Source organism: Thauera sp. (genome assembly GCF_034003485.1).
Taxonomy (GTDB): domain Bacteria; phylum Pseudomonadota; class Gammaproteobacteria; order Burkholderiales; family Rhodocyclaceae; genus Thauera.
Window position 1 is genome coordinate 136,681 of sequence record NZ_JAVEYL010000003.1, and the last position, 20,688, is coordinate 157,368.

The 20,688-nt window shown below is 68.8% G+C and carries 24 protein-coding genes; 14 read left to right on the top strand and 10 right to left on the bottom strand.

Features of this window, described 5'->3' with window-relative positions; all coding sequences use genetic code 11:
• Positions 1-12 precede the first annotated feature (12 nt).
• Both RBT54_RS02805 and RBT54_RS02810 read right to left on the bottom strand, forming a co-directional pair.
• A complete protein-coding gene (locus tag RBT54_RS02805) occupies positions 13-822 on the bottom strand; it encodes an NRDE family protein (protein ID WP_320363876.1) in 810 nt (269 codons plus the stop codon).
• Positions 823-842: 20 nt separating this feature from the next.
• Positions 843-1,874, bottom strand: coding sequence for a folate-binding protein (locus RBT54_RS02810; protein WP_320363878.1), 1,032 nt, complete (start codon positions 1,872-1,874; stop codon positions 843-845).
• Between the two features lie 106 nt (positions 1,875-1,980).
• Between RBT54_RS02810 and mltG the strand changes: the two genes are divergently transcribed.
• The 6 genes from mltG to RBT54_RS02840 all read left to right on the top strand — a co-directional run bounded on the left by mltG (position 1,981) and on the right by RBT54_RS02840 (position 6,706).
• Positions 1,981-2,985 (top strand): endolytic transglycosylase MltG, encoded by a 1,005-nt coding sequence (gene mltG, locus RBT54_RS02815; protein WP_320363881.1) that lies wholly within the window; start codon positions 1,981-1,983, stop codon positions 2,983-2,985.
• Positions 2,982-3,707, top strand: a complete 726-nt coding sequence (gene tmk / locus RBT54_RS02820; RefSeq protein WP_320363883.1) for a dTMP kinase — start codon at positions 2,982-2,984, stop codon at positions 3,705-3,707. Before mltG ends, tmk begins: the two co-directional genes overlap by 4 nt.
• Positions 3,704-4,762 (top strand): DNA polymerase III subunit delta', encoded by a 1,059-nt coding sequence (gene holB / locus RBT54_RS02825; protein ID WP_320363884.1) that lies wholly within the window; start codon positions 3,704-3,706, stop codon positions 4,760-4,762. The genes tmk and holB overlap by 4 nt, the downstream gene beginning before the upstream one ends.
• Positions 4,759-5,124 carry a PilZ domain-containing protein gene (locus RBT54_RS02830; RefSeq protein WP_320363886.1) on the top strand — a complete coding sequence of 122 codons (366 nt, stop codon included), beginning with the start codon at positions 4,759-4,761 and terminating at the stop codon, positions 5,122-5,124. Before holB ends, RBT54_RS02830 begins: the two co-directional genes overlap by 4 nt.
• 93 nt (positions 5,125-5,217) lie before the next feature.
• The gene (locus RBT54_RS02835) at positions 5,218-5,994 is read left to right on the top strand and encodes a TatD family hydrolase (protein ID WP_320363888.1); all 777 of its coding nucleotides are present in this window, start codon (positions 5,218-5,220) and stop codon (positions 5,992-5,994) included.
• Positions 5,975-6,706, top strand: coding sequence for an ankyrin repeat domain-containing protein (locus RBT54_RS02840; protein ID WP_320363891.1), 732 nt, complete (start codon positions 5,975-5,977; stop codon positions 6,704-6,706). Before RBT54_RS02835 ends, RBT54_RS02840 begins: the two co-directional genes overlap by 20 nt.
• A gap of 69 nt (positions 6,707-6,775) precedes the next feature.
• On the opposite strand, the gene RBT54_RS02845 is transcribed toward RBT54_RS02840, so the two are convergent.
• A complete protein-coding gene (locus RBT54_RS02845; protein ID WP_320363893.1) occupies positions 6,776-9,679 on the bottom strand; it encodes a crotonase/enoyl-CoA hydratase family protein in 2,904 nt (967 codons plus the stop codon).
• Positions 9,680-9,949: 270 nt separating this feature from the next.
• Between RBT54_RS02845 and RBT54_RS02850 the strand changes: the two genes are divergently transcribed.
• Positions 9,950-10,486, top strand: a complete 537-nt coding sequence (locus RBT54_RS02850; RefSeq protein ID WP_320363895.1) for a PadR family transcriptional regulator — start codon at positions 9,950-9,952, stop codon at positions 10,484-10,486.
• Positions 10,487-10,549: 63 nt separating this feature from the next.
• Here the strand turns inward: RBT54_RS02850 and RBT54_RS02855 are convergent, their stop codons facing one another.
• The 3 genes from RBT54_RS02855 to RBT54_RS02865 form a co-directional block, all read right to left on the bottom strand.
• Entirely contained in the window at positions 10,550-11,647 is a 1,098-nt protein-coding gene (locus RBT54_RS02855; RefSeq protein ID WP_320363896.1) for an NADH:flavin oxidoreductase/NADH oxidase, read from the bottom strand.
• A gap of 44 nt (positions 11,648-11,691) precedes the next feature.
• A complete protein-coding gene (locus RBT54_RS02860) occupies positions 11,692-12,849 on the bottom strand; it encodes an iron-containing alcohol dehydrogenase (RefSeq protein ID WP_320363898.1) in 1,158 nt (385 codons plus the stop codon).
• Positions 12,850-13,042: 193 nt separating this feature from the next.
• A complete protein-coding gene (locus RBT54_RS02865; protein WP_320363900.1) occupies positions 13,043-13,627 on the bottom strand; it encodes a TetR/AcrR family transcriptional regulator in 585 nt (194 codons plus the stop codon).
• A 163-nt stretch (positions 13,628-13,790) separates the two neighbouring features.
• On the opposite strand from RBT54_RS02865, the gene RBT54_RS02870 reads away from it, so the two are divergent.
• The 3 genes from RBT54_RS02870 (at position 13,791) to RBT54_RS02880 (ending at position 16,185) form a co-directional block, all read left to right on the top strand.
• On the top strand, positions 13,791-14,303 hold the full coding sequence (locus RBT54_RS02870) for a CIA30 family protein (RefSeq protein ID WP_320363902.1): 513 nt from the start codon (positions 13,791-13,793) through the stop codon (positions 14,301-14,303).
• Between the two features lie 227 nt (positions 14,304-14,530).
• Positions 14,531-15,196, top strand: a complete 666-nt coding sequence (locus RBT54_RS02875; protein ID WP_320363904.1) for a c-type cytochrome — start codon at positions 14,531-14,533, stop codon at positions 15,194-15,196.
• Complete coding sequence (locus RBT54_RS02880; RefSeq protein WP_320363906.1) at positions 15,193-16,185, top strand: c-type cytochrome; 993 nt, start codon at positions 15,193-15,195, stop codon at positions 16,183-16,185. The genes RBT54_RS02875 and RBT54_RS02880 overlap by 4 nt, the downstream gene beginning before the upstream one ends.
• Here the strand turns inward: RBT54_RS02880 and RBT54_RS02885 are convergent.
• Entirely contained in the window at positions 16,077-16,352 is a 276-nt protein-coding gene (locus RBT54_RS02885) for a DUF1294 domain-containing protein (protein ID WP_320363908.1), read from the bottom strand. The two genes, RBT54_RS02880 and RBT54_RS02885, sit on opposite strands and share 109 nt — an antisense overlap.
• A gap of 185 nt (positions 16,353-16,537) precedes the next feature.
• On the opposite strand from RBT54_RS02885, the gene sdhC reads away from it, so the two are divergent.
• The 4 genes from sdhC (at position 16,538) to RBT54_RS02905 (ending at position 19,271) form a co-directional block, all read left to right on the top strand.
• Positions 16,538-16,972 carry a succinate dehydrogenase, cytochrome b556 subunit gene (gene sdhC / locus RBT54_RS02890; RefSeq protein ID WP_413788417.1) on the top strand — a complete coding sequence of 145 codons (435 nt, stop codon included), beginning with the start codon at positions 16,538-16,540 and terminating at the stop codon, positions 16,970-16,972.
• Positions 16,969-17,313 carry a succinate dehydrogenase, hydrophobic membrane anchor protein gene (sdhD, locus tag RBT54_RS02895; RefSeq protein ID WP_320363910.1) on the top strand — a complete coding sequence of 115 codons (345 nt, stop codon included), beginning with the start codon at positions 16,969-16,971 and terminating at the stop codon, positions 17,311-17,313. The genes sdhC and sdhD overlap by 4 nt, the downstream gene beginning before the upstream one ends.
• A gap of 23 nt (positions 17,314-17,336) precedes the next feature.
• Complete coding sequence (locus RBT54_RS02900) at positions 17,337-18,032, top strand: succinate dehydrogenase iron-sulfur subunit (RefSeq protein WP_320363912.1); 696 nt, start codon at positions 17,337-17,339, stop codon at positions 18,030-18,032.
• A 66-nt stretch (positions 18,033-18,098) separates the two neighbouring features.
• Complete coding sequence (locus RBT54_RS02905; protein ID WP_320363914.1) at positions 18,099-19,271, top strand: cytochrome P450; 1,173 nt, start codon at positions 18,099-18,101, stop codon at positions 19,269-19,271.
• A 119-nt stretch (positions 19,272-19,390) separates the two neighbouring features.
• Here RBT54_RS02905 and RBT54_RS02910 read toward each other — a convergent pair whose 3' ends face one another.
• From RBT54_RS02910 to RBT54_RS02920, 3 genes are read right to left on the bottom strand one after another with little or no spacing between them, the layout of a single operon-like run.
• Complete coding sequence (locus tag RBT54_RS02910; protein ID WP_320363916.1) at positions 19,391-20,305, bottom strand: F0F1 ATP synthase subunit gamma; 915 nt, start codon at positions 20,303-20,305, stop codon at positions 19,391-19,393.
• Complete coding sequence (locus RBT54_RS02915; protein ID WP_320363918.1) at positions 20,305-20,559, bottom strand: hypothetical protein; 255 nt, start codon at positions 20,557-20,559, stop codon at positions 20,305-20,307. Before RBT54_RS02915 ends, RBT54_RS02910 begins: the two co-directional genes overlap by 1 nt.
• A complete protein-coding gene (locus RBT54_RS02920) occupies positions 20,544-20,672 on the bottom strand; it encodes a hypothetical protein (RefSeq protein WP_320363920.1) in 129 nt (42 codons plus the stop codon). The genes RBT54_RS02915 and RBT54_RS02920 overlap by 16 nt, the downstream gene beginning before the upstream one ends.
• Positions 20,673-20,688 lie beyond the last annotated feature (16 nt).

Here is a 20,688-nt window from a genome sequence, read left to right on the forward strand (position 1 = left end):
GCGGGCGGTGGTTCAGGCCCTCACGCTCGGGCTGAAGCGGTGCTCGACCTGGCTGCGCAGCTCGCCATGTACATCCCAGGTCCATTCCACGAGGCGCGTCTGCGCGGTCTCGTCACGCAGCACCACGCTGCTGCAGCGCGTGCCGTAGCCTGGGGCGCGGATGAAGGCGGGTGACAGCCAGCGCTCCCATTCGAGGCTGACGCCGGTTTCCGGCAGGTGCGGGTCGGCCGCCGGCGTAGGGTCGCGCATCAGCGCAAGCAGCGTGCTGACCAGGGCGTCGTCGCTGCTTTGATCCTGCAGACCGGCAATGTCGGGCAGCGTGGTCAGTGCGTGCTCGAGCCCTGCGCGCGCCTTCGCCAGCTTGGGCCAGGGCGTATCGAGCAGGTGATTGGACAAGCCGTACACCCCGGGCTGCAGCATGCGCACCGCGCCGGTCGTGCTCTCCAGCACGCCGAGCTGCTCGCCATCACTGACGAGCAGGTTGAACGCGACATAGGCGCCAGCCCAGGACGCCAGATCGTGCAGGCAGCTTGCGGCATCGCGCGTGTCCTCGAGCGCATCGCGCACCAGCGCACCGCGCGAGGGCGCGCCTGCAACGTGACGGCTCGGGTCACGGTAGTTGGTGAGCGCGGCGAAGCGGCCGTTGCGGTTGAAGCCCATCCACGTGCCGCCGGCCTCGAGGTCGCGGCCGGCGAGCAGATCGGGCGCATCGGTCCACCAGTGCGCCGGCGCCGCTGGGCGCTTGAAGAACTCGTCACGGTTGGCGGCGAGCACGAGCGGATAGCGCGGGTGGACCCGCCACGCAAAGACGACGAGGCACATCGGGGATCGACTCGCGCAGCTCAGCCGAGGGCGTAGGGCAGCGCGAGCACGACGAGGCGCGGGCCGTCGGGCGCGCCGAGGTGGAGCTCGCCCGCTTCGGCGCTGCTCGACTGGAGCACCGCGAGCGCCTCGCCACCGCCGTCGGCGGTCGGCGCCACGTTCACCAGCTTGCCGGCGGACTGCTCGCCGAAATCGGGCGCGAACACATCCATGCCTGCCGCAGCCTCGACACCGGCCGGCAGCGCGACGCGGTAGGTGCGCTTCTTGAGTTTGCCGAGGTACTGGGTGCGGGCCACGATCTCCTGTCCGGGGTAGCAACCCTTGTGGAAATTGACCCCGCCGATGAGTTCGTAGTTGAGCATCTGCGCGACGAACTCTTCCTGCGTCGGCGCGGTGATCAGCGGCAGGCCGGCGCGGATCATCGTGAGTTGCCAGGCTGCGGTGCCGGCACGCTCGGCGCCGGCGGCGAGCAGGGCGTCGTAAGTGGCCGGCGCGGTTGCGACCGGCACGGCGAGCAGGTAGCGCGTCGCGCCGAGGCGGATGCAGCGCAGGCCGGATGCGGCGAGCGTCTGCTTCATGTCGGCGCCCGGCAGCTCGGTGCCAGTCGCCTGCACGACTGCGGCGGCGTTCGGGCCGGAGATGCCGATCAGGGCAATCTCGGCGCTCGTGTCCGACAGCTTGACCTTGCTGCGCAGCACGTACATCGAGAACTTCTTCAGGAAGGCGGGCAGGATGTCGGCCGACAGCATCAGCGCGTGGCCTTCGGCCTCCGGCCACATCAGGAAGCTCGCGATCATGCGGCCCTTGGGCGAGTTGAAGCTGTTCCACTCGGCGGCGTCGGCGTCGAGCTTCTTGACCTCGTTGGAGACGAGGTTGTGCAGGAAGACCGCGGAATCCGGCCCGACCGAGCGGATCGTGCCCAGGTGCAGCAGCGGCACTGCGATGGTCGTCTCGGCAGCGGCGCGGGCCTCGCTGGCCGCGTCGGCAAAGTGCAGGGAGGCATCGCCAAGGGTGGCGCCCAGGGTGGCGAGGTGTTCGGTCCAGACTGTCATGATCGGTGTGCGGGCTCGGGGTTGATGCGATGAAGTATTATAAGCGCCCTCCGCAGCCCGGTCGCCCATGGCGCCGGCAGGGATTTTCTGGGCATTGCGATTGCCGATGAAGCGTCTCTTCCTCCGTCTCGTCCTGTTCCTGCTCCTCGCCGCGACGCTCGTCGCCGGTGCGGGGTGGTGGTTCGCGCATCGTCCGCTCGCGCTGCAGGCCGATGCGATCGATTTCACCGTGCCGCGCGGGGTGGGCATGCGCCAGGCGGCGGGGCTGATCGAGCGCGCCGGGGTCGATGTCGATGCGCGGCTGCTCACGCTGCTGGCGCGCATCAGCGGGCGCGCGCATCAGATCAAGGCCGGCAGCTACGAGGTGCATGGCGGCATCACGCCCTGGCAACTGATCCTCAAGCTGTCGGACGGCGACGTCTCGCAGAGCGGGCTGCTGCTGGTCGAAGGCTGGACCTTCCGCCAGGTGCGCCAGGCGCTGGAATCGCACCCCGAACTCGAGGCCGACACCGCCGGCCTGTCGGATGCCGAGATCCTCGCGCGCATCGGCGCCAGCGAAAAGCACCTCGAGGGGCTGTTCTTCCCCGACACCTACCTGTTCGACAAGCGCTCCGGCGCGCTCGCCGTGCTCAAGCGTGCCTATGGCGCCATGCAGGCGCAGCTCGAACGCACCTGGGCCGAGCGCGACCCGGCCACGCCGCTCGGCTCGCCCTACGAAGCGCTGATCCTGGCCTCGATCATCGAAAAGGAAACGGGACGTCCGGAAGACCGCGGGCTGGTGGCGTCGGTGTTCTCCAATCGACTGCGCATCGGCATGCGCCTGCAGACCGATCCGTCGGTGATCTACGGCCTCGGGTCGGATTTCGATGGCCGCCTGCGCCGCAGCCACCTCGATACCGATCACCCCTGGAACACCTATACGCGCGCCGGCCTGCCGCCCACGCCGATCGCGATCCCCGGCGAGGCGGCGTTGCGTGCCGCCGTGCAGCCGCAGAAGAGCGATTTTCTGTACTTCGTTGCCCGCGGCGACGGCAGCAGCGAGTTCTCCCGCAACCTCGCCGAGCACAACCGCGCGGTGAACAAGTTCATCCGCAATGGGGGCGGTCGATGAGCAAGATGCCGCCTGTCCGGCCCTTACCTGACGCATCCATGAGCCCGACTACGCCGAGCACGCGCGTTGCCCCTGCGCCCGCAGCACAACAGGCGCAAGCACCTGCGCGCGGCCGCTTCATCACCTTCGAGGGCATCGACGGCGCCGGCAAGAGCAGCCAGATCGCGGCCGTGGTCGCGCTGCTGCAGGCGGCCAGGGTCGATGTCGACCAGACTCGCGAGCCCGGCGGCACCGCACTCGGCGAGCGCCTGCGCGAGTTGCTGCTGCACGAGCCGATGCACCTGGAGACCGAGGCGATGCTGATGTTCGCCGCGCGCCGCGAACACCTCGCCGCGCGCATCGGGCCGGCGCTCGCGGCCGGGCGCTGGGTGGTGTGCGACCGCTTCTCGGACGCCACCTTTGCCTACCAGGTTGGCGGCCGCGGGCTGGACCGCGACAAGTTCGACGCCCTCGAGGCCTGGGTGCATCCCGGCCTGCAGCCCGACCTGACCCTGGTGTTCGATCTCGACCCGGTGGTCGCCGCCGCACGCGTGGCCTCGACCGGCGTCGATCCCGACCGCTTCGAGCGCGAGCAGCGCGACTTCTTCGTGCGCGTGCGTGCCGCCTACCTCGAGCGCGCCGAGCGTGCGCCCGAGCGCATCTGCGTCATCGACGCCGACCGCGCGCCGGAGCTGATCCGCGCCGAGATCGAGCGCATCGTGCGCGAGCGCTTCTTATCATGATCCACACCTGGCTGCAGCCGACCTGGCAGCGCCTCATCGAGCTCGGCGAGCGCCTGCCGCACGCGCTGCTCTTCGTCGGCCCCGCGGGTCTGGGCAAGCGCGAGCTGGCCGAGGCGCTCGCCGCGCGCCTGCTGTGCGATGCCCCGCGCCCCGACGGCCACGCCTGCGACCACTGCGAGCCCTGCCAGTGGCGGCTCACCGGCAACCACCCCGACCTGATCCGCGTCGTGCCCGCTGCAGACGCGGCCGCCGCCGCGACCGAAGCCGAATCGGAAGCCCCCGCACGCGAGACCACCGCCAAGGCGGCCTCGGCGCAGATCGTCATCGAGCAGATCCGCGACCTGCAGGCCTCGCTCAACATCACCGGCCACCATGGCTCGCGCCGGGTGGTGGTGCTCGACCCGGCCGAGGCGATGAACATGTTCACCGCCAACGCGCTGCTCAAGCTGCTCGAGGAGCCGCCCACCGGCTGCGTGTTCCTGCTCGTGTCCTCGGCGCCGCGCCGGCTGCTGCCCACCATCCGCAGCCGCTGCCAGCAGTGGCACTTCGCACGCCCATCGGAGGCTGAGCTCGCGCACTGGAAGGCCCACGCCGACCGCGACACCCAGGCTCTGCTGGCGCTCGGCGGCGGCATGCCGCTGGCGGCGGAGCGGCTGGCGCAGGCGGGCGGCGGGGCACTGCTGGCGCGTTTCGTGCGCGACATCGGCGGGCTGCAGGCGGCCGAGGTGCTGCGCCTGGCCGGGCAGTGGGAAGCCTGGCTCAAGTCGAAGGAGGCCACGGCGTCCGGCTTCGGCCTGCCCGAACTGTCCGACTGGATGCAGCGCTGGGTCAGCGACCTGGCGGCAGTGCGCCTGGGTGGGCGGGTGCGATTCTTTCCGGCGCAGGAGAGCGTGCTCTCGGCGCTCGCCAGCCGCATGAGCGTGGCCGCGGCGAGCGGCTGCTACAATGAACTTGCCCAGATTCACAAGGTGTCGCGCCATCCGCTGAGCCTGCGCCTGGTGCTCGAAGACATGCTGATGCGGTACGCCCGCGCCATTGCCGGAGCCCGAGGATGACCGAAGCTGCCCGTCCCGCCGTCGCCCGTCCGAGCGTGTTGTCGCTCAACATCAACTCGAAGTCGGCGCTGTACGCGGCCTACATGTCGTTCCTGACCAACGGCGGCATCTTCGTGCCGACTCCGAAGCCGTACAAGATCGGCGACGAGGTCTTCATGCTGCTGCAGTTGATGGACGACCCCACCCGCCACCCGGTGGCCGGCACGGTGGCGTGGATCACGCCGCATGGCGCGCAGGGCGGCAAGACGCAGGGTATCGGCGTGCATTTTTCGGCCGACGAATCGAGCAAGGTGCTGCGCAGTCGTATCGAGCAGGTGCTGGCCGGGCACCTGGGCTCGAACCGGCCGACGCACACGCTGTAGCCGCGCGCTGCGCGCCGGTACAGGCCATGGCGCGTCACATCAATATGGCGCCTCACTTTCACCTCGTACTTTCAGCCCACTCGCAGGATCCGGATGTTCGTCGATTCACACTGTCACCTCGATTTCCCCGACCTCGCCAGCCGCGAGGAGGAGATCCTCGCCACCATGGCCGCCAACGACGTCGGTGTCGCGCTGTGCATCAGCGTGAAGCTGGAAGACTTCCCGCGCGTGCGCAGTCTCGCCGAACGCCACGCCCATCTGTGGGCGACGGTCGGCGTCCATCCCGACAACGACGGCGTCGAAGAGCCCGACGTGGCGCGCCTGGTCGCGCTCGCCGACCATCCCAAGGTGGTGGCGATGGGCGAGACCGGGCTGGACTACTACTGGCAGAAGGACGCGCCCGAATGGCAGCGCGCGCGCTTTCGCACCCACATCCGCGCCGCGCGCGAGACCGGCAAGCCACTGGTCATCCACACCCGCAGCGCGGCGGACGACACTCTGCGCCTGATGCGCGAGGAGCAGGCCGGTGAGGCGGGCGGCGTCATGCACTGCTTCACCGAAAGCTGGGAAGTGGCCGAGGCAGCGCTGGAGCAGGGTTTCTACATCTCCTTTTCCGGCATCGTCACCTTCCGCAACGCCAAGGACCTGAAGGAAGTCGCCCGGCGCGTGCCGCTCGATCGCCTGCTGATCGAGACCGACTCACCCTATCTCGCCCCCGTGCCGCATCGGGGCAGGACCAACGAACCCGGCTGGGTCGTGCACGTGGCCGAAGAAATCGCCCGCCTGCGCGAACTGCCGCTGGCCAGCATCGAACAGGCCACCACCGACAACTTCTTTCGACTATTCCGCCATGTACAAAGACCCGTCTGACATCGCCCCCCGCAACCCCCGATCGTCCATCCTGCCGCGCAAGCTGCTAGCGGCGACCGCGCTTGCGGCCTGCAGCCTGTTCTCGTGCGCGACCATCGCCGGCAGCTACGACGACGCGCTCGGCGCCGCGCGCCTGGGCGACACGTCCCAGCTCACCGGCCTGCTCGAGCGCGGCATCGACCCGAACACGGTCGACCAGCAGGGCAACTCGCTGCTCATCCTCGCCGCGCGCGAAGGCCAGATCGACACGGTCACGGCGCTGCTCAAGTACCGTCCGAAGCTCGACTACCGCAACCTGGCCGGCGACTCCGCGCTGATGCTCGCGGTGCTGCGCGGTCACGACGCGGTGGCACAGGCGCTGCTCAAGGCCGGTGCCGCGGTCAACCACGACGGCTGGGCGCCGCTGCACTACGCCGCGTTCGAGGGCCGCGAAGGCATGCTCGACGCGCTGTTCGCCGCAGGCGCCGACGTCAACGCGCTCGCGCCCAACAAGGCCACCGCGCTGATGCTCGCCGCGCGCAACGGCCACATCGGCGTCGTCCGCCGCCTGCTCGCGCTGCCGCAGACCGAGCTCAACGCGCTCAACGACAAGGGTTTGTCCGCAGACGCTTTCGCGCTGCAAAGCAAGAACACCGACATTGCCGAACTCATCGCTGCCGAGCGCAAGCGCCGCGGCCTGCGTCCGCCATCCGTGAGGGTGACGATCGACTGAAGCGTGCCGGGGCGGGTTGCCCGGGGGCGGATCTCGGTGATGCGGAAGCGGGCGTGCCCGCTCCCGCGTTCAGTCCCTGAAGCTGGGTGCCTGCCTCGTGATGCTGGCCCGCACGGCTGCCTGCAGGTCGTCCGACATCAACATCGCCGCATTCCAGGTAGCAACACGGTCGAGCCCGTCGGCCACGCTGTGGTCCCGGGCGTAGTTGAGGGTGTCCTTGGTGCCGCGCACCGCAAGTGGCGACTTGGCGGCGATGAGGTGGGCGAGCTTCATCACGCCTTCGAGCAGCGCCTCGGGGGTGGCGAACACGCGATTCACCAGCCCGATGCGTGCGGCTTCCTCGCCGCTGACCTTGCGCCCGGTGTAGGCCAGTTCGCGCACCATGCCGTCGCCGATCAGGCGCGGCAGGCGCTGCAGGCTGCCGACGTCGGCGACCATGCCGAGGTCGATCTCCTTGACCGAGAAGTAGGTCTCGGCGGCGCAGTAGCGCATGTCGGCGCACGCGATCAGGTCGACGCCGCCGCCCACGCAGGCGCCATGGATGGCGGCGAGCACCGGCTTGCGGCAGCGCTCGATGCTGGTGAGCGTGTCCTGCAGGTCGAGGATCAGGTTGCGCAGGTTCTCGCGCGTGCGCGCCTCGCAGGCGTCTTTCACCATGGGCAGGATGCTCATCATCATCTGCAGGTCGATGCCGGCGCAGAAGTTGGCGCCCGCGCCGTGCACCACCGCCACGCGCACCGCGGGTGTGCGATCCACCCACTGCATCGCGGCGCGGATGTCCTGCCACATCTGCAGGTTCATCGCGTTCGCCTTGTCGGGGCGGTTCAGCGTCACCAGCGCGACCTGGCCGTCGAGGTCGAGGCGCAGGGTGTCGAACTGCGGCAGCGGGATGGCGGCAGCACTGGGGGAAGCGGGGATCTGGCCGTGGACCAGCGCCGGCGATGAGGCTGCCTTCTCGATGGTGGCGGCGAGCTCGATGCCCTGCTTGATCGCGCGTTTGGCGTCGAGCTCGGCGGCCACGTCTGCGCCACCGATCAGATGTACCCGCATGCCGGCTTCGACGAGCGCAGCCTGCAGCTCGCGCTGCGGCTCCTGGCCGGTGCACAGGATCACGTTGTCGACTGCCAGCACCTGGTCCTTGCCGCCGATCGTCACGTGCAGGCCGGCGTCGTCGATGCGGTGGTAGCTCGCACCCGCGATCATCTGCACGCCGCGGTTCTTGAGCGCGGTGCGGTGGATCCAGCCGGTGGTCTTGCCCAGGCCTTCGCCAACCTTGCTGGTCTTGCGCTGGAGCAGCACGATCTTGCGCGGCGAGGTTTCCAGATGCGGCTTGATCAGGCCGCCGCGGTGGGCGTAAGCGGCATCGATGCCCCATTCGGCGTAGAACTTCTCCGGCGCCAGGCTGGGGCTGACGCCCTCGTGGCTGAGGTACTCGGCGACGTCGAAGCCGATGCCGCCCGCGCCCAGGATGGCGACGCGGCGGCCGACCGGCTTCTTGTCGCGCAGCACGTCCAGGTAGCCGAGCACCTTGGGGTGATCCACGCCTTCGATGTCGGGCACGCGCGGCACGATGCCGGCGGCGAGCACGACCTCGTCGAACTTTCCGGCCAGCTCGGCCGCCGCCACGCGGGTGTTCAACTTCAGCGTGACGCCGGTCTGCTCGATGCGGCGGCCGAAGTAGCGCAGGGTTTCGGCGAACTCTTCCTTGCCCGGAATCTGCATCGCGATGTTGAACTGCCCGCCGATGCGTGCGCCGGCCTCGAACAGCGTGACCTGGTGGCCGCGCTCGGCGGCGGTGGTGGCGAAGGCCAGACCCGCCGGGCCGGCGCCGACCACGGCGATGGTGCGCGGCGTGGTGGTCGGCTCGATCACGAGCTCGGTCTCGTGACAGGCGCGCGGATTGACCAGGCAGGAGGTGATCTTGCCGGCGAAGGTGTGGTCCAGGCAGGCCTGGTTGCAGGCGATGCAGGTGTTGATGTCGGCGCCGCGGCCGTGGGCCGCCTTATTGACGAAGTCCGGGTCGGCGAGGAAGGGCCGCGCCATCGACACCATGTCGGCCTTGCCCTCGGCGAGGATGCCCTCGGCGATCTCGGGCGTGTTGATGCGGTTGGTGGCGATCAGCGGGATGCCGACGTGGTCCTTCAGCTTTTGCGTTACCCAGGCGAAGCCGGCGCGCGGCACGCAGGTGGCGATGGTGGGGATGCGCGCCTCGTGCCAGCCGATGCCGCTGTTGATCAGCGTGGCCCCGGCGGCCTCGATCGCCTGCGCGAGCTGCACCACCTCCTCGAAGCTCGAGCCGTCCTCGACCAGGTCGAGCATCGACAGGCGGAAGATGATGATGAACTCGCGCCCGAGGCGCTCGCGCGTGCGGCGCACGATCTCGGTGGCGAAGCGGATGCGGTTCTCGTAAGCGCCGCCCCATTCGTCGGTGCGCTTGTTGGTGTGGGCGACGATGAACTCGTTGATCAGGTAGCCCTCGGAACCCATGATCTCGACGCCGTCGTAGCCGCCTTCGCGGGCGAGCTCGGCGCAGCGCACGAAGTCCTCGATGGTGCGCTCGACGTCGGCGGTGGACAGCTCCCGCGGTGCGAAGGGCGCGATCGGCGCCTGGATCGGGCTCGGCGCGACGAGTTCGGGGTGGTAGGCGTAGCGGCCGAAGTGCAGGATCTGCATGGCGATCCTGCCGCCTTCGCGATGCACCGCGTCGGTGATCACGCGGTGGTGCGCGGCCTCTTCCGGCGTGGTCAGCGTGGCGCCGCCGCTCCACGGCCGGCCCTCGGCGTTGGGCGCGATGCCCCCGGTGACGATGAGCCCGACGCCGCCGCGCACGCGCTCGGCGTAAAACGCCGCCATGCGCTCGAAGCCGCCTTCGGCCTCTTCCAGGCCGACGTGCATCGAGCCCATCAGGAAGCGGTTGGGCAGGGTGGTGAAGCCGAGGTCCAGGGGGCGGAACAGGTTCGGATAGGTGGCCATCGTCTCGCTCGCAAATGGTTCTGGGTGATGCCGGGTCGTGGGTGGGCCCGGGGGTGATTCTGAGTGATCCTGAGTGATCTTGTCCGGGGCTGGCCGCATGGCCGGACGCGGACGCGAGGGAGGCCGACTCGCGCGCGAGAGGGGAGGGAGAGCGCGCGCGCCGGCAGGCAGTCCCCGTCCGACTATGCAACCAGTTGCAGAACTGTAGAAGATCGACGCCAACTATGCAACGCGTTGCATGATCGCGCGGCGCACGGCTAGACTCCGCCCATGTCGCTCGCCCACGCCCTGCTCACCTCGCTGCTCGAACAACCCTCGTCCGGCTACGATCTGGCGCGGCGCTTCGACAAGTCCATCGGCCACTTCTGGCAGGCCACCCACCAGCAGATCTACCGCGAACTCGGTCGCATGGAAAAGGCCGGCTGGATCCACTCCGAGCCCGATCCCGAAGCCGGCCGCACGCGCAAGCGCACCTACGCCGTGCTGCCCGCCGGACGCGACGAGTTGATGCGCTGGGCGGCAGAGGCGGCGCCGCTGACCGAACTGCGCGACGAATTCCTCGTTCGCCTGCGCGCGGACGCCGTCGTCGGGCCGCTCGACATGGTGCCCGAGTGCGTGCGCCGCCGCGCGCTGCACGCCGACAAGCTGCGTGCCTACCGCGCGATCGAGGCGCGCGACTTCGCGCCCGAGGCCGAACCCACGCGCCGGCGCCGCATCCACCACCTGATCCTCAAGGCCGGCATCCAGTACGAGCAGGGCTGGATCGCGTGGTACGACGAGGCGCTGCAGGTGCTGGCGCAAGAGTGAGGGCCCCCGCGCGCAGCGCCCGGGGCCGCTATCGCCCCGCGGACGCTGATCCGGGCCCTTGAATCAAGCGCCCGAATAACGCTCCAGCCAGTGCGCGTAGGGCGCGGGCAGCACCCAGGTCGGGCGCTCGACGCCGAGCGCACGCGCAGCCTGCATCGACCAGTGCGGGTTGGCGAGGTGGGCGCGGCCGACCATCACCAGGTCGAGCTGGCCGTCGCGCACGGTGGCGTCGGCGGTGGCCGGGTTGTCTATGCCCCAGGCCGAGGCTACCGGCAGTCCCGCCTCGCGACGCACGCGTTCGGCGATCGGGGCGAGGAAGGCCGGTGCCCAGGGGATTTTCGCGGTCGGCGTCGAGAAGCCGACGCTCACGCTCAGAAGATCGAGGCCTTCGCGCTTGAACTGGCGGGTGAGCTCGATCGATTCGGCCAGCGTCTCCTCGTCGCGGCCGTCGTATTCGAGGACGCCAAAGCGCGCGGTCAGCGGCAGGTGTTCCGGCCACACCTTGCGCACCGCCTGCAGGGTCTCGAGCAGGAAGCGGCTGCGGTTCTCGAAGCTGCCGCCATAGGCGTCGTCGCGCTGGTTGGCATGCACCGAGAAGAAGCTCTGGGCGAGATAGCCGTGGGCAAAGTGCAGCTCCAGCCACTCGAAGCCGGCCTCGAGCGCACGCCGGGCGGCGGCGACGAAGTCTTCGCGCACGCGGGCGATGTCTTCCACCGTCATCGCGCGCGGCACCTTGGGCAGATTGGCGCCGAAGGCCGTCGCCGAGGGCGAGATCGTCGCCCAGCCGCGCGCATCGTCGGCCGCCATGTGGTCGTCACCCTCCCACGGCCGGTTGGCGCTGGCCTTGCGCCCGGCGTGGCCGATCTGGATGCCGGGCACCGCGCCCGCGGCCTTGATCGACGCCGCGATCGGCGCCAGGGCTTCGGCCTGGGCGTTGTTCCACAAGCCGGTGCAGTTCGGGGTGATGCGGCCTTCCGGCGACACCGCGGTGGCTTCGACGATGACCAGGCTCGCGCCGCCGCGCGCGATCGTGGGGTAATGCACGCGGTGCCAGTCATTGACCACGCCGTCGGTGGCCATGTACTGGCACATCGGCGGCACGGCGATGCGGTTGCGCAGGGTGAGGTCCTTGAGTTTGAAGGGCTGGAAGAGGGCTGACATTTGAGCTGTCCTGTGTTGGGGGCTTGAAGGGAATCTGTGGGGGTTCAGAGGCTGGCTTCGAGGATGCGGCGGCTGGTGGCGAGGTCGATGTCGCCGTGCTCGCCGAGCGCGCTCATGCCGTGCGCCTCGAGCTGGGCGACGATCCTCTCGATCGCATCGGCGCCGATGCCGTAGTCCGAGAGGCGAGTCTTCACGCCGAGCGACTCGAAGAACTCACGCGTGCGGGCGATCGCGGCGTCGATGCGGGCGTTTTCGCTGCCGTCGTGGATGTTCCACACCCGCGCCGCGTACTGCAGCAGCTTGGCGCGCTTGGGTGCGCGGCGGTCCTGCAGCAGGCTGGGGAGCACGACGGCGAGCGTCTGCGCGTGGTCCAGACCGTGCAGCGCGGTGAGCTCGTGGCCGATCATGTGGGTCGCCCAGTCCTGCGGCACGCCGGCGCCGATCAGGCCGTTGAGCGCCTGGGTGGCCGCCCACATCAGGTTGGCGCGCACGTCGTAGTCGTGCGGGGTGGCCAGCGCCTGGGGGCCGACCTCGATCAGGGTCTGCAGCAGGCCCTCGGCGTAGCGGTCCTGCACCGGCGCGTTGGCCGGGTAGGTCATGTACTGCTCCATCACATGCACGAAGGCGTCGACCGCGCCGTTGCCGATCTGGCGCGGGGGCAGGGTGTAGGTCTTGACCGGGTCGAGCACCGAGAAGCGCGGGAACACGTGCGGGCTGGAAAAGCCGAACTTGGCCTGGATCGCCTTGCGCGTGACCACGGAGAAGCAGTTCATCTCCGAGCCGGTGGCGGGCAGCGTCAGCACGCAGCCGATCGGCAGCGCGCGGGCGACGTCCTTGCCGTGGGTTTCCATGATCTCCCAGGGCTCGCCCTCGTAGCCGACCGCGGCGGCGACGAACTTGGTGCCGTCGATCACCGAGCCGCCGCCCACCGCGAGCAGGAAGTCGATGTTGTCGCGGCGCACTTGCTCGACCGCGTTCATCAGGGTCTCGTAGGTCGGGTTGGGCTCGATGCCGCCGAAGCGCTTCACCGTGCGTGCGCCCAGCGCGGCCCCGACCTCGGCCAGCGTGCCGTTGCGCTCGGCGCTGCCGCCGCCGTAGAGCACGAGCACGCGGGCGTCGGCCGGCACGAGCTCGTCCAGGCAGGCGATGCTGCCTTCGCCGAAGACGATGCGGGTGGGGTTGGCGTAGTCGAAATTGAGCATGTAAAGGTCCTTGGTTCGTGGTGTCCGGCGACAGTGGCCGGATGGGAAGGCGTTGAAGAATGGACTGGTCGTCTAGTGCCCGGCTGAATTGCTCGCCGGGATGGGGGTGGCGTGTGCGGGTTGCGTTGTGGAGCGCGCCTCGCCTGCTCGTGGCGCCCTCGGCGCGGGTTCTTCGTGGGGCGCTCGGTCCGGCTCAGTCAGCCAGCAGGCGCAGGCTCGCCGTCCACGCGTGCTCGAGCGGTTCGGCGTTGCGGTGGAGCTTGGCGAGCAGGCTCGCGCCCAGCCACAGCGAATAGAGCATGCGCGCCGTCGGCAGCGGCTCGGCCGCCCCGAGCGAGCCGTCCTCGAGCCCGTCCGCCACGCATTGCGCCAGGCGCGCGATGACGCGTTCGGTGCCGTCGCGCAGGGTCAATCGCATCGCCTCGGACAGGTCCGACACCTCGGCGCTGAGCTTGACCACCAGGCATTTCTGCTCGCCGCAGTCGTCCGCCTGGGTCGTGCGCCACTGCTCGAAATAGCGCAGCAGACGGTCCCGGCCGGACAGCCCCGGCGTCTGCAGCAGCAGGTCGAGCTGGGCGAGGTAGTCGGTGAAGTAGTCCTCGAGCAGCGCCTGGCCGAAGAGCTCCTTCGACTTGAAGTAGTGATAGAACGAGCCCTTCGGCACTTCGGAGGCCTGCAGCAGTTCGGCGAGGCCGACGCTGGAGAAGCCCTTGGCCGCGATGATGTGCTTGCCGGTGCAGAGGATGTGCTGGCGGGTGTCGGTGTGGCGGGTGCTCATGGGCTGGCAGTGTACATGCGAATAGACCGGTCGTCTAGAGCCGGGAAGGCCCGCTGTGAGCAGTTGGCGTGTCGAGCCGTTGGCGCACACGGAGCCGCTTGGCCCCGCGCACCACAATTCCGCTGCGCATCGCAACGCCGGCCATCGGCGCGATAATCCCGCCATGCCCGAAACCCTATTCCTCTTCGACCGCCCCGAGTCCGTCGCCGCCTGGTCCGCCATCGACGATCGCGTCATGGGCGGCGTCTCACGCAGCGCGCTGCGCTTCGATCCGGCCGGCCATGCGGTGTTCAGCGGACAGGTATCGACCGACAACAACGGCGGCTTCGCCTCGGTGCGCGCATCGGTTTCAACGCCGCCGGGCTCGGACATCGACGCGGTCGAACTCGTCGTGCGCGGCGACGGCCACCGCTACAAGCTCAACCTGCGCACCGACCGCGGCTTCGACGGCGTCAATTACCAGGCTGCGTTCGCGCCTCCCGCCGGGCAGTGGGTCACGCTGCGGCTGACGCTCGATGCGTTCCAGCCGAGTTATCGCGGTCGTGCGGTGTCCGACGCACCGCCCTTGCGCGGCGCGCGCATCGAACAGGTGGGGCTGATGATCGCCGATCGCCAGTTCGGTGCCTTCGAGCTCGCGATCGGCGCGATGCGTGCGCTGGGGGCAGGCGAGGGCTAAGGTCTTTTCAACTGCAGCGAGTGAAGGCAGCGTGGCCCGGTCGCTGGCAGGGGGAGGCGCGCGCGGGGGTCGGGCCACGCGCAGGGCCGAGGCCCGGAGCGCGTTTCGCGCGTTGACGGACAAGGGTTGCAGGGTGGAGCGCGCGCCCGCGCTGTTGTGTTTGCACGAAGTTATCAAGCGGAATTGAATATAATGGATCTCTTCTAAATCGCGGAGGAGGCGTCGGCATGTTCAGAACAAGTGCGTTTGCCCTGCTGGCGGGGCTCGCCCTGACCGGTGGCACGGCGCTGGCGGCCGGGAATGCCGCCGATGGTGAAAAGATCGCCTTGCAGGGCGATGGCGTCGGTGCGCCCTGTATCGCGTGCCATGGCCCGGATGGTGCGGGTGTCGACGAAGCCGGCTTTCCGCGCCTGCCCGGGCTCGATGCCGAATACATCGCCAAGCAGATCCGCGACTACAGGTCGGGTGCCCGCAACAACGCGATCATGCAGGCCAACCTGTCCAGCCTGAGCGAGCAGCAGATTGTCGACGTGGCGGCCTACTATGCCGGCTTGCCGACCCCCGTCATGTCCGCCAAGCCGGTGCCCGAGGAGAAGAGGGCGCTCGGCGAGAAGCTGGCGACGCAGGGCGACTGGAGCCGGCATCTGCCTGCGTGCGAGCGCTGTCATGGGCCCGGCAGTGCGGGTGTCGATGCCAATTTTCCCGGCATCGCCGGCCAGCATGCGACCTACATCCGCCAGCAGCTCGAGGCCTGGCGGCAGGGCGCGCGCGCCAACGACCCGCTCGACATCATGAGCGCCGTGGCCGAACGCCTGACCGAGGCGGAGATCGACGCCGTCGCGGCCTACCTCGCCGCGCAGCCGGTCAAGCCCACGCAGGGAGGTGCGCAATGAACCACGTCCAGACCCTGATCCTGACGCTGGCCGCCGCGCTCGCCGCGCCTGCGGCGTACGCCGCCGACCCCAAGGTACCGATCAAGCTCCCCGCCTTCAAGGAGGGCGCCTACGTCCATCAGGCGCCCACGCTCGACGACCTGATGAGCGACGAGAGCATCCACCCCGAGCTGCGCAAGGTCATCCTCAAGGGGCGCGACCTGTTCGAGAACACCCAGCAGCTACGCGGCAAGTACGTGTTCAACGACATGAACTGCAGCAACTGCCACATCGGCGGCGGCGGCTACAACTGGTCGGGACCGGTGTGGCCCGCAGCCACCACGCTGCCCGATTACCGCGGCAAGAACGGCCACGTGAATTCGCTCGAGGAACGCATCGCCGGCTGCTTCGCCTATTCGATGAACGGTACGCCGCCCGCCTACGGCAGCGACGAGATGCTGGCGCTGAGCGCCTATCACCAATGGCTGGCAACCAAGGCGCCGGTGTACGAGCGCAAGATCGGCGGGCGCGGCTTCAACCACCTCGGCAACAAGATCCCCGAGGACATCAGCTACGAAGCCGGGCAGGCGGTTTACCGCGAAAACTGCGCCCTCTGCCACGGCGCCGACGGCGCCGGCAAGAAGGTCGACGGCAAGGTGGTCTTTCCCGCGCTGTGGGGCGACACGTCCTACAACTGGGGCGCCGGCATCGCGCGCGTCTATACCGCGGCCTCGTTCATCCACCTCAACATGCCGCTCGGCAAGCCCGGATCACTGAGCGAAAAGGACGCCTGGAACGTGGCCTGGTACATCGGCAGCCAGGAACGACCCCAGGACCCGCGCTTTACCGGCGACGCACGCGAAACGCGCGAGAAGCATCTGAACTTCCACAAGCACTCGCGCTACGGCACCGAGTTCAACGGCAAGGTGCTGGGCCAGCACGACAACACCGGCGAGAAGCCTTTCCTCAAGCCGGAGTCCTTGAAGTCGCGCAGCTTCGACTTCGATTGAAGCGGTGCGCGGAGCGACCGAAGCGGTCGCTCCGCATGCTTCATGTGGGCGGACGCGAGCGCCCCTAGCCAGCCGCCAAGCAGCGAGAACAGGTGCAGCGTGCTCTCCTGCACCCGCCCGGCATCCTCAACGGCGATCAAGTCAGCCGGGCAAAGCTGAACGCCCACCGGCCTTCAGGATTACGTCACCCCGTTCCCTAGCATCGGTGCGGCACCTATGTGCGGCATCGAACGGACGCGCCGGTTCGTTGCGCTCAGCGTGTCACTTCCGGTCACTGAGCCTGCTCGCATCCGCAGGCATTCGGGCCCGGCCCGGCATTTTCCGCCGGCGGCGATCAGGAGAACACCATGACATGCGCGGCAGCGGTACGCCAGGCAAGCCGTTCCTGCTGGAGGTGATCATGCGATCTCCAACTGGCGGTGCGCCGAAATTCCTCAACCTGTTCCACATCCGATTCCCGATCGGCGCGATCGCCTCCATCGGGCACCGGATCTCGGGCGTGTTGCTGCTGATCAGTCTCCCGCTGCTCGCACTCGCGCTCGAGCGTTCGCTCGCTAGCGAGGCCGCGTTCGAGTCGCTGCGCACGGCGGTCGCCACGCCCTGGTGGGGGCTGCTGCTGCTGGTCGTGGTGTGGGCCGCCGCGCAACACGTGCTGGCCGGCGTGCGCCATCTGCTGATGGATATCGGCATCGGCAGCCCGCTTGCGCAGGCACGCACCAGCGCGTGGGCCGTCCTCCTGACCGCGGCGATCATCGCCCTCGCTGCGGCGATCGGGTGGCTGACATGAGGGTCTTTGCCGGTCAGCGTGCCTGGCTCATGCAGCGCGCCACTGCCGTGGCACTGCTGCTGCTTGTGGCGCTGGGGGCAGCGCTGCTGCTGGTGGGGCCGCCACTGACTCACGCGCGCTGGCTTGCGCTGGCGACGAGCCCGCATGGCGCGGTCGTCATCGTCCTGTTCTTCGTCGCGCTATGCCTGCACGGCTGGGTCGGCGCGCGCGACATCGTGCTCGACTACGTGCATTCGCCGCCCCTGCGTCTGTCGGTGCTCGCGATCATCGCCGTGATCCTGTTCGCAGTCGTGATCCGTGTGGCGCTGACGATGGCGGCGCACCTGAATCTCGTCTTGTAAAAATCCATACCGAGGGCAAGGACATGCGCGTCAGCATCTATCGCTACGATCCCGAGAGCGGCGTCCAGCCGCACATGCAGGATTACGCCATCGAGCCCGAGCCTGGCGACAACAAGCTGCTCGACCTGCTGATGCGCCTGCGCTCGGTCGACGACAGCCTGTCGTTCCGCCGCTCGTGTCGCGAGGGGGTGTGCGGCTCGGACGCGATGAACATCAACGGCCGCAACGGATTGGCGTGCATGACGGCGTTGGCGGGGCTCAAGGAGCCGGTGGTGCTGCGCCCGCTGCCTGGCTTTCCGGTGATCCGCGATCTGGTGGTCGACATGACGCAGTTCTTTGCCCACTACAACGCCATCAAGCCTTACCTGATCAACGACGAAATTCCACCCGAGCGCGAGCGCCTGCAGAGCCCGGAGCAGCGCGAGCGCCTCAACGGCCTCTACGAATGCATCCTGTGCGCCTGCTGCAGCGCGTTCTGTCCGTCGTACTGGTGGAATCCGGACAAATTCATCGGCCCGGCCGGCCTGCTTCAAGCCTACCGCTTCATCGTCGACAGCCGCGACACCGCCACAACCGAGCGCCTGGCCTACCTGGATGACGTGTATCGCCTGTATCGCTGTCGCACCATCATGAACTGCACGGAGGTGTGTCCCAAGGGCCTGAGTCCTTCACACGCCATCGAACAGATCCGGCTCGCGCTGGTGCGTTCATCGTCATGACCGCGTCAAACACCCCCGAGGCTGCGCGCGGTCTTACCGACGCCTCGTCACAAGGAGAAAGAAGCGATGAACCACGAACAGCCCGATGATTGGGACCCGCGCAGTCCTGCGGTCCTGCTGGATCAACGGCGGGCCTACGACGAGATGCGCGAGCGCTGCCCGGTGGCGCACAGCGCGTTCCTCGGCTGGTCGCTGTTTCGGCATGCGGATGTGAGCGCCGCGGTGGCCGATCCGCAGGCGTTGAGCAATGTGGCACGGTTTCCGGTGATCCCGAACAGCATGGACCCGCCCGTTCACGGCCCCTACCAGGAGGCGCTTGCCGCCTTCTTTGATCAGGAACACATGGCGAGACTGGAACCACGCATCCGTGAGATCGCCGCGAACCTGCTCCGACCACTGCATGCCGCGGGCGAGGCCGACTTCATCGCAGCGTTCGCCACGCCTTTCGCGCTGCAATCCCTGTGCGCCTTCCTCGGCTGGCCCGATCGGCAATGGAAATGTCTCGCGGGCTGGGTGCATGGCAATCAGGAGGCCGCATTCAACCAGGATCCGGTGGCCGGCAAGGCGCTCGCCGAGCTGTTCGCGGAACACGTAAGGGCCAACCTGGACAGCCACCGCGCCGCGCCGGCACCTGCGGGCGACGCCACCGATGGGTTGCTGCGCACCGAGGTCGAGCGCAAGACCTTCAGCGACGATGAGATCATCGGCGTCCTGCGCAACTGGGCGGCCGGGCATGGCACGGTGGCGGCCGGCCTGGGTCTCGTGGTCCTGCATCTTGCGCAGAACGCCGAGCTGCAGTATCGGCTGCGGCACGCGCCGGCGCTCATTCCCGCCGCAATCGAAGAGATCCTGCGCGCGGACGACCCGCTGGTTGCCAACCGCCGCACCACGACGCGAGAACTCGAGATTCAGGGTCGCACCATCCCGAAGGGCGACACCGTGACCCTGATGTGGATCGCCGCCAACCGCGATCCGCGCGTGTTCGATGACCCCGACCGGGTCAACATCGAGCGCAACACCGAGGCGAGCCTGGTCTGGGGCCAAGGTATTCATCTTTGCATGGGCGCGCCGCTTGCCAGGCTCGAAATGCGCGTGGCGCTCGAGGAATTGCTCGCGTGCACGACAGGCATCGAGCTCGTCGGCGCCCCGCCTCAGCGTGCGGTCTATCCGGGCGATGGCCTGGCCGCGCTCTCGCTGCGCATCAGGGGTGAGCCTGCGTCATCAAGCGAGCGTGCTTGAACCCTTAAGCGTCCGCCGCTTGCACGGGCTCTGACGCGCGCACGGCCTGTCTTGCGCTCGGGCAGCCTTTTGTTTTCTGGTCGGCAGCAAGGCGTCCGTGCTCCACCGAGCCCTCCGGTTCATGCACTTGGCGCCGGCTGGGGCGCCATGGCGTCGAAGCCGGCGACAACTTCGAACAGCTCTGCGTCGATGCCACTCTGGCGGGTGCGGTGAAACCGGGCACTGAGCTCCGTCAGCAGCTCACCGATGTTGCGATCGGCGCGTTGCATGGCCGCAAGGCGGCTCGCGTTTTCGCTGGCGAGCGACTCGGCGCTGGCGCGGAACAGCGAGATGAACAGGTGTTCGCGGACGAAGGCTTGCAGCGCCTGGGCAGCCGAGCCGAGCACCTCGGGAAGCTGCACGGTGGGCCAGGGCTGCGCGGCCAGCCCGCGCTGCCAGTGCTCGTCCAGCGGCAGCAGCCGCTGGCTAACCGGTTCGTAGCTGGCACCGGTCGGGCGGTTGTAGAAAAGGATCAAGGTTTCACGCTGCGCGTCGTCAGCAGGTTTGCGATCCGGCGTCTGAACCGCGAGCAGGATCTGGCCGACAAGGCGCGTGATCAGCTCCACCGAGCCCGGCACCGGGAACGAGCCGGCGGGCGCCAGGCCCGCGTCGAGCAGGCGCGCGTGCACGCGCTCGCCGACCGCCCAGAGCTGCGCTTTTGCAGGCAAGGATCCGAGGTGGGCCATCGCATGCTCGACCACCACCTCGTTGAATCGGCCCACCAGCCCCTGGTCGGAGCCGAACACGATGGCGTGCACCGTGGTGGCCGCGGCGCTCCTCGGGGGGGCACGGGTGTGCGCCCCATCCGGATCGGCTGAGCGCAGGCACACGCTCAGGCCCTGCTCGACCGTGTGCGCGTAATCGCCGAGCGCGGCCACCGCGCTTTCGTACTGCCCGATGGCCGCCGCTGCCGAGGCCTTCATGGTGCGCACCACGGACTTCAGGTCGCTTGCGCTGCCGATCTGGCGGCGCAGTGCGGTCGTGGTGTTGGCCATCAGTGTTGCGCGGGTTCGTCCGGCCCCGGCATGCCCGGAGTCGCCGCCTTGTCGCGGTGCTCGTGCAGTCGCCCGAGCGCGCTGTCGAGCAGGTTCGCCAGCTTCTGCGCAGCGCCGTGCACCGCCTTCTCCAGGGTCGCGGCGTGCTCGGTCACCGCCACCGGCTGGCGGCCTTCGAGGCGGGCCTCCAGCATGCAGCGCTGGTCGTTCTGCCCGGTCTTGCCGGCGTTCTCATCGCTCAGATGGATTTCCACCCGGTGATGTATTCGCTGAAGCGCGCCAGCGTCTGTTCGATCGTCGTGCTCACATACGCGGCCAGGGCCTCGGTGCCGTCGATGTTGTCATCGGTGTTGAGTTGGATCTTCATGGTGTTCTCCTTTGGG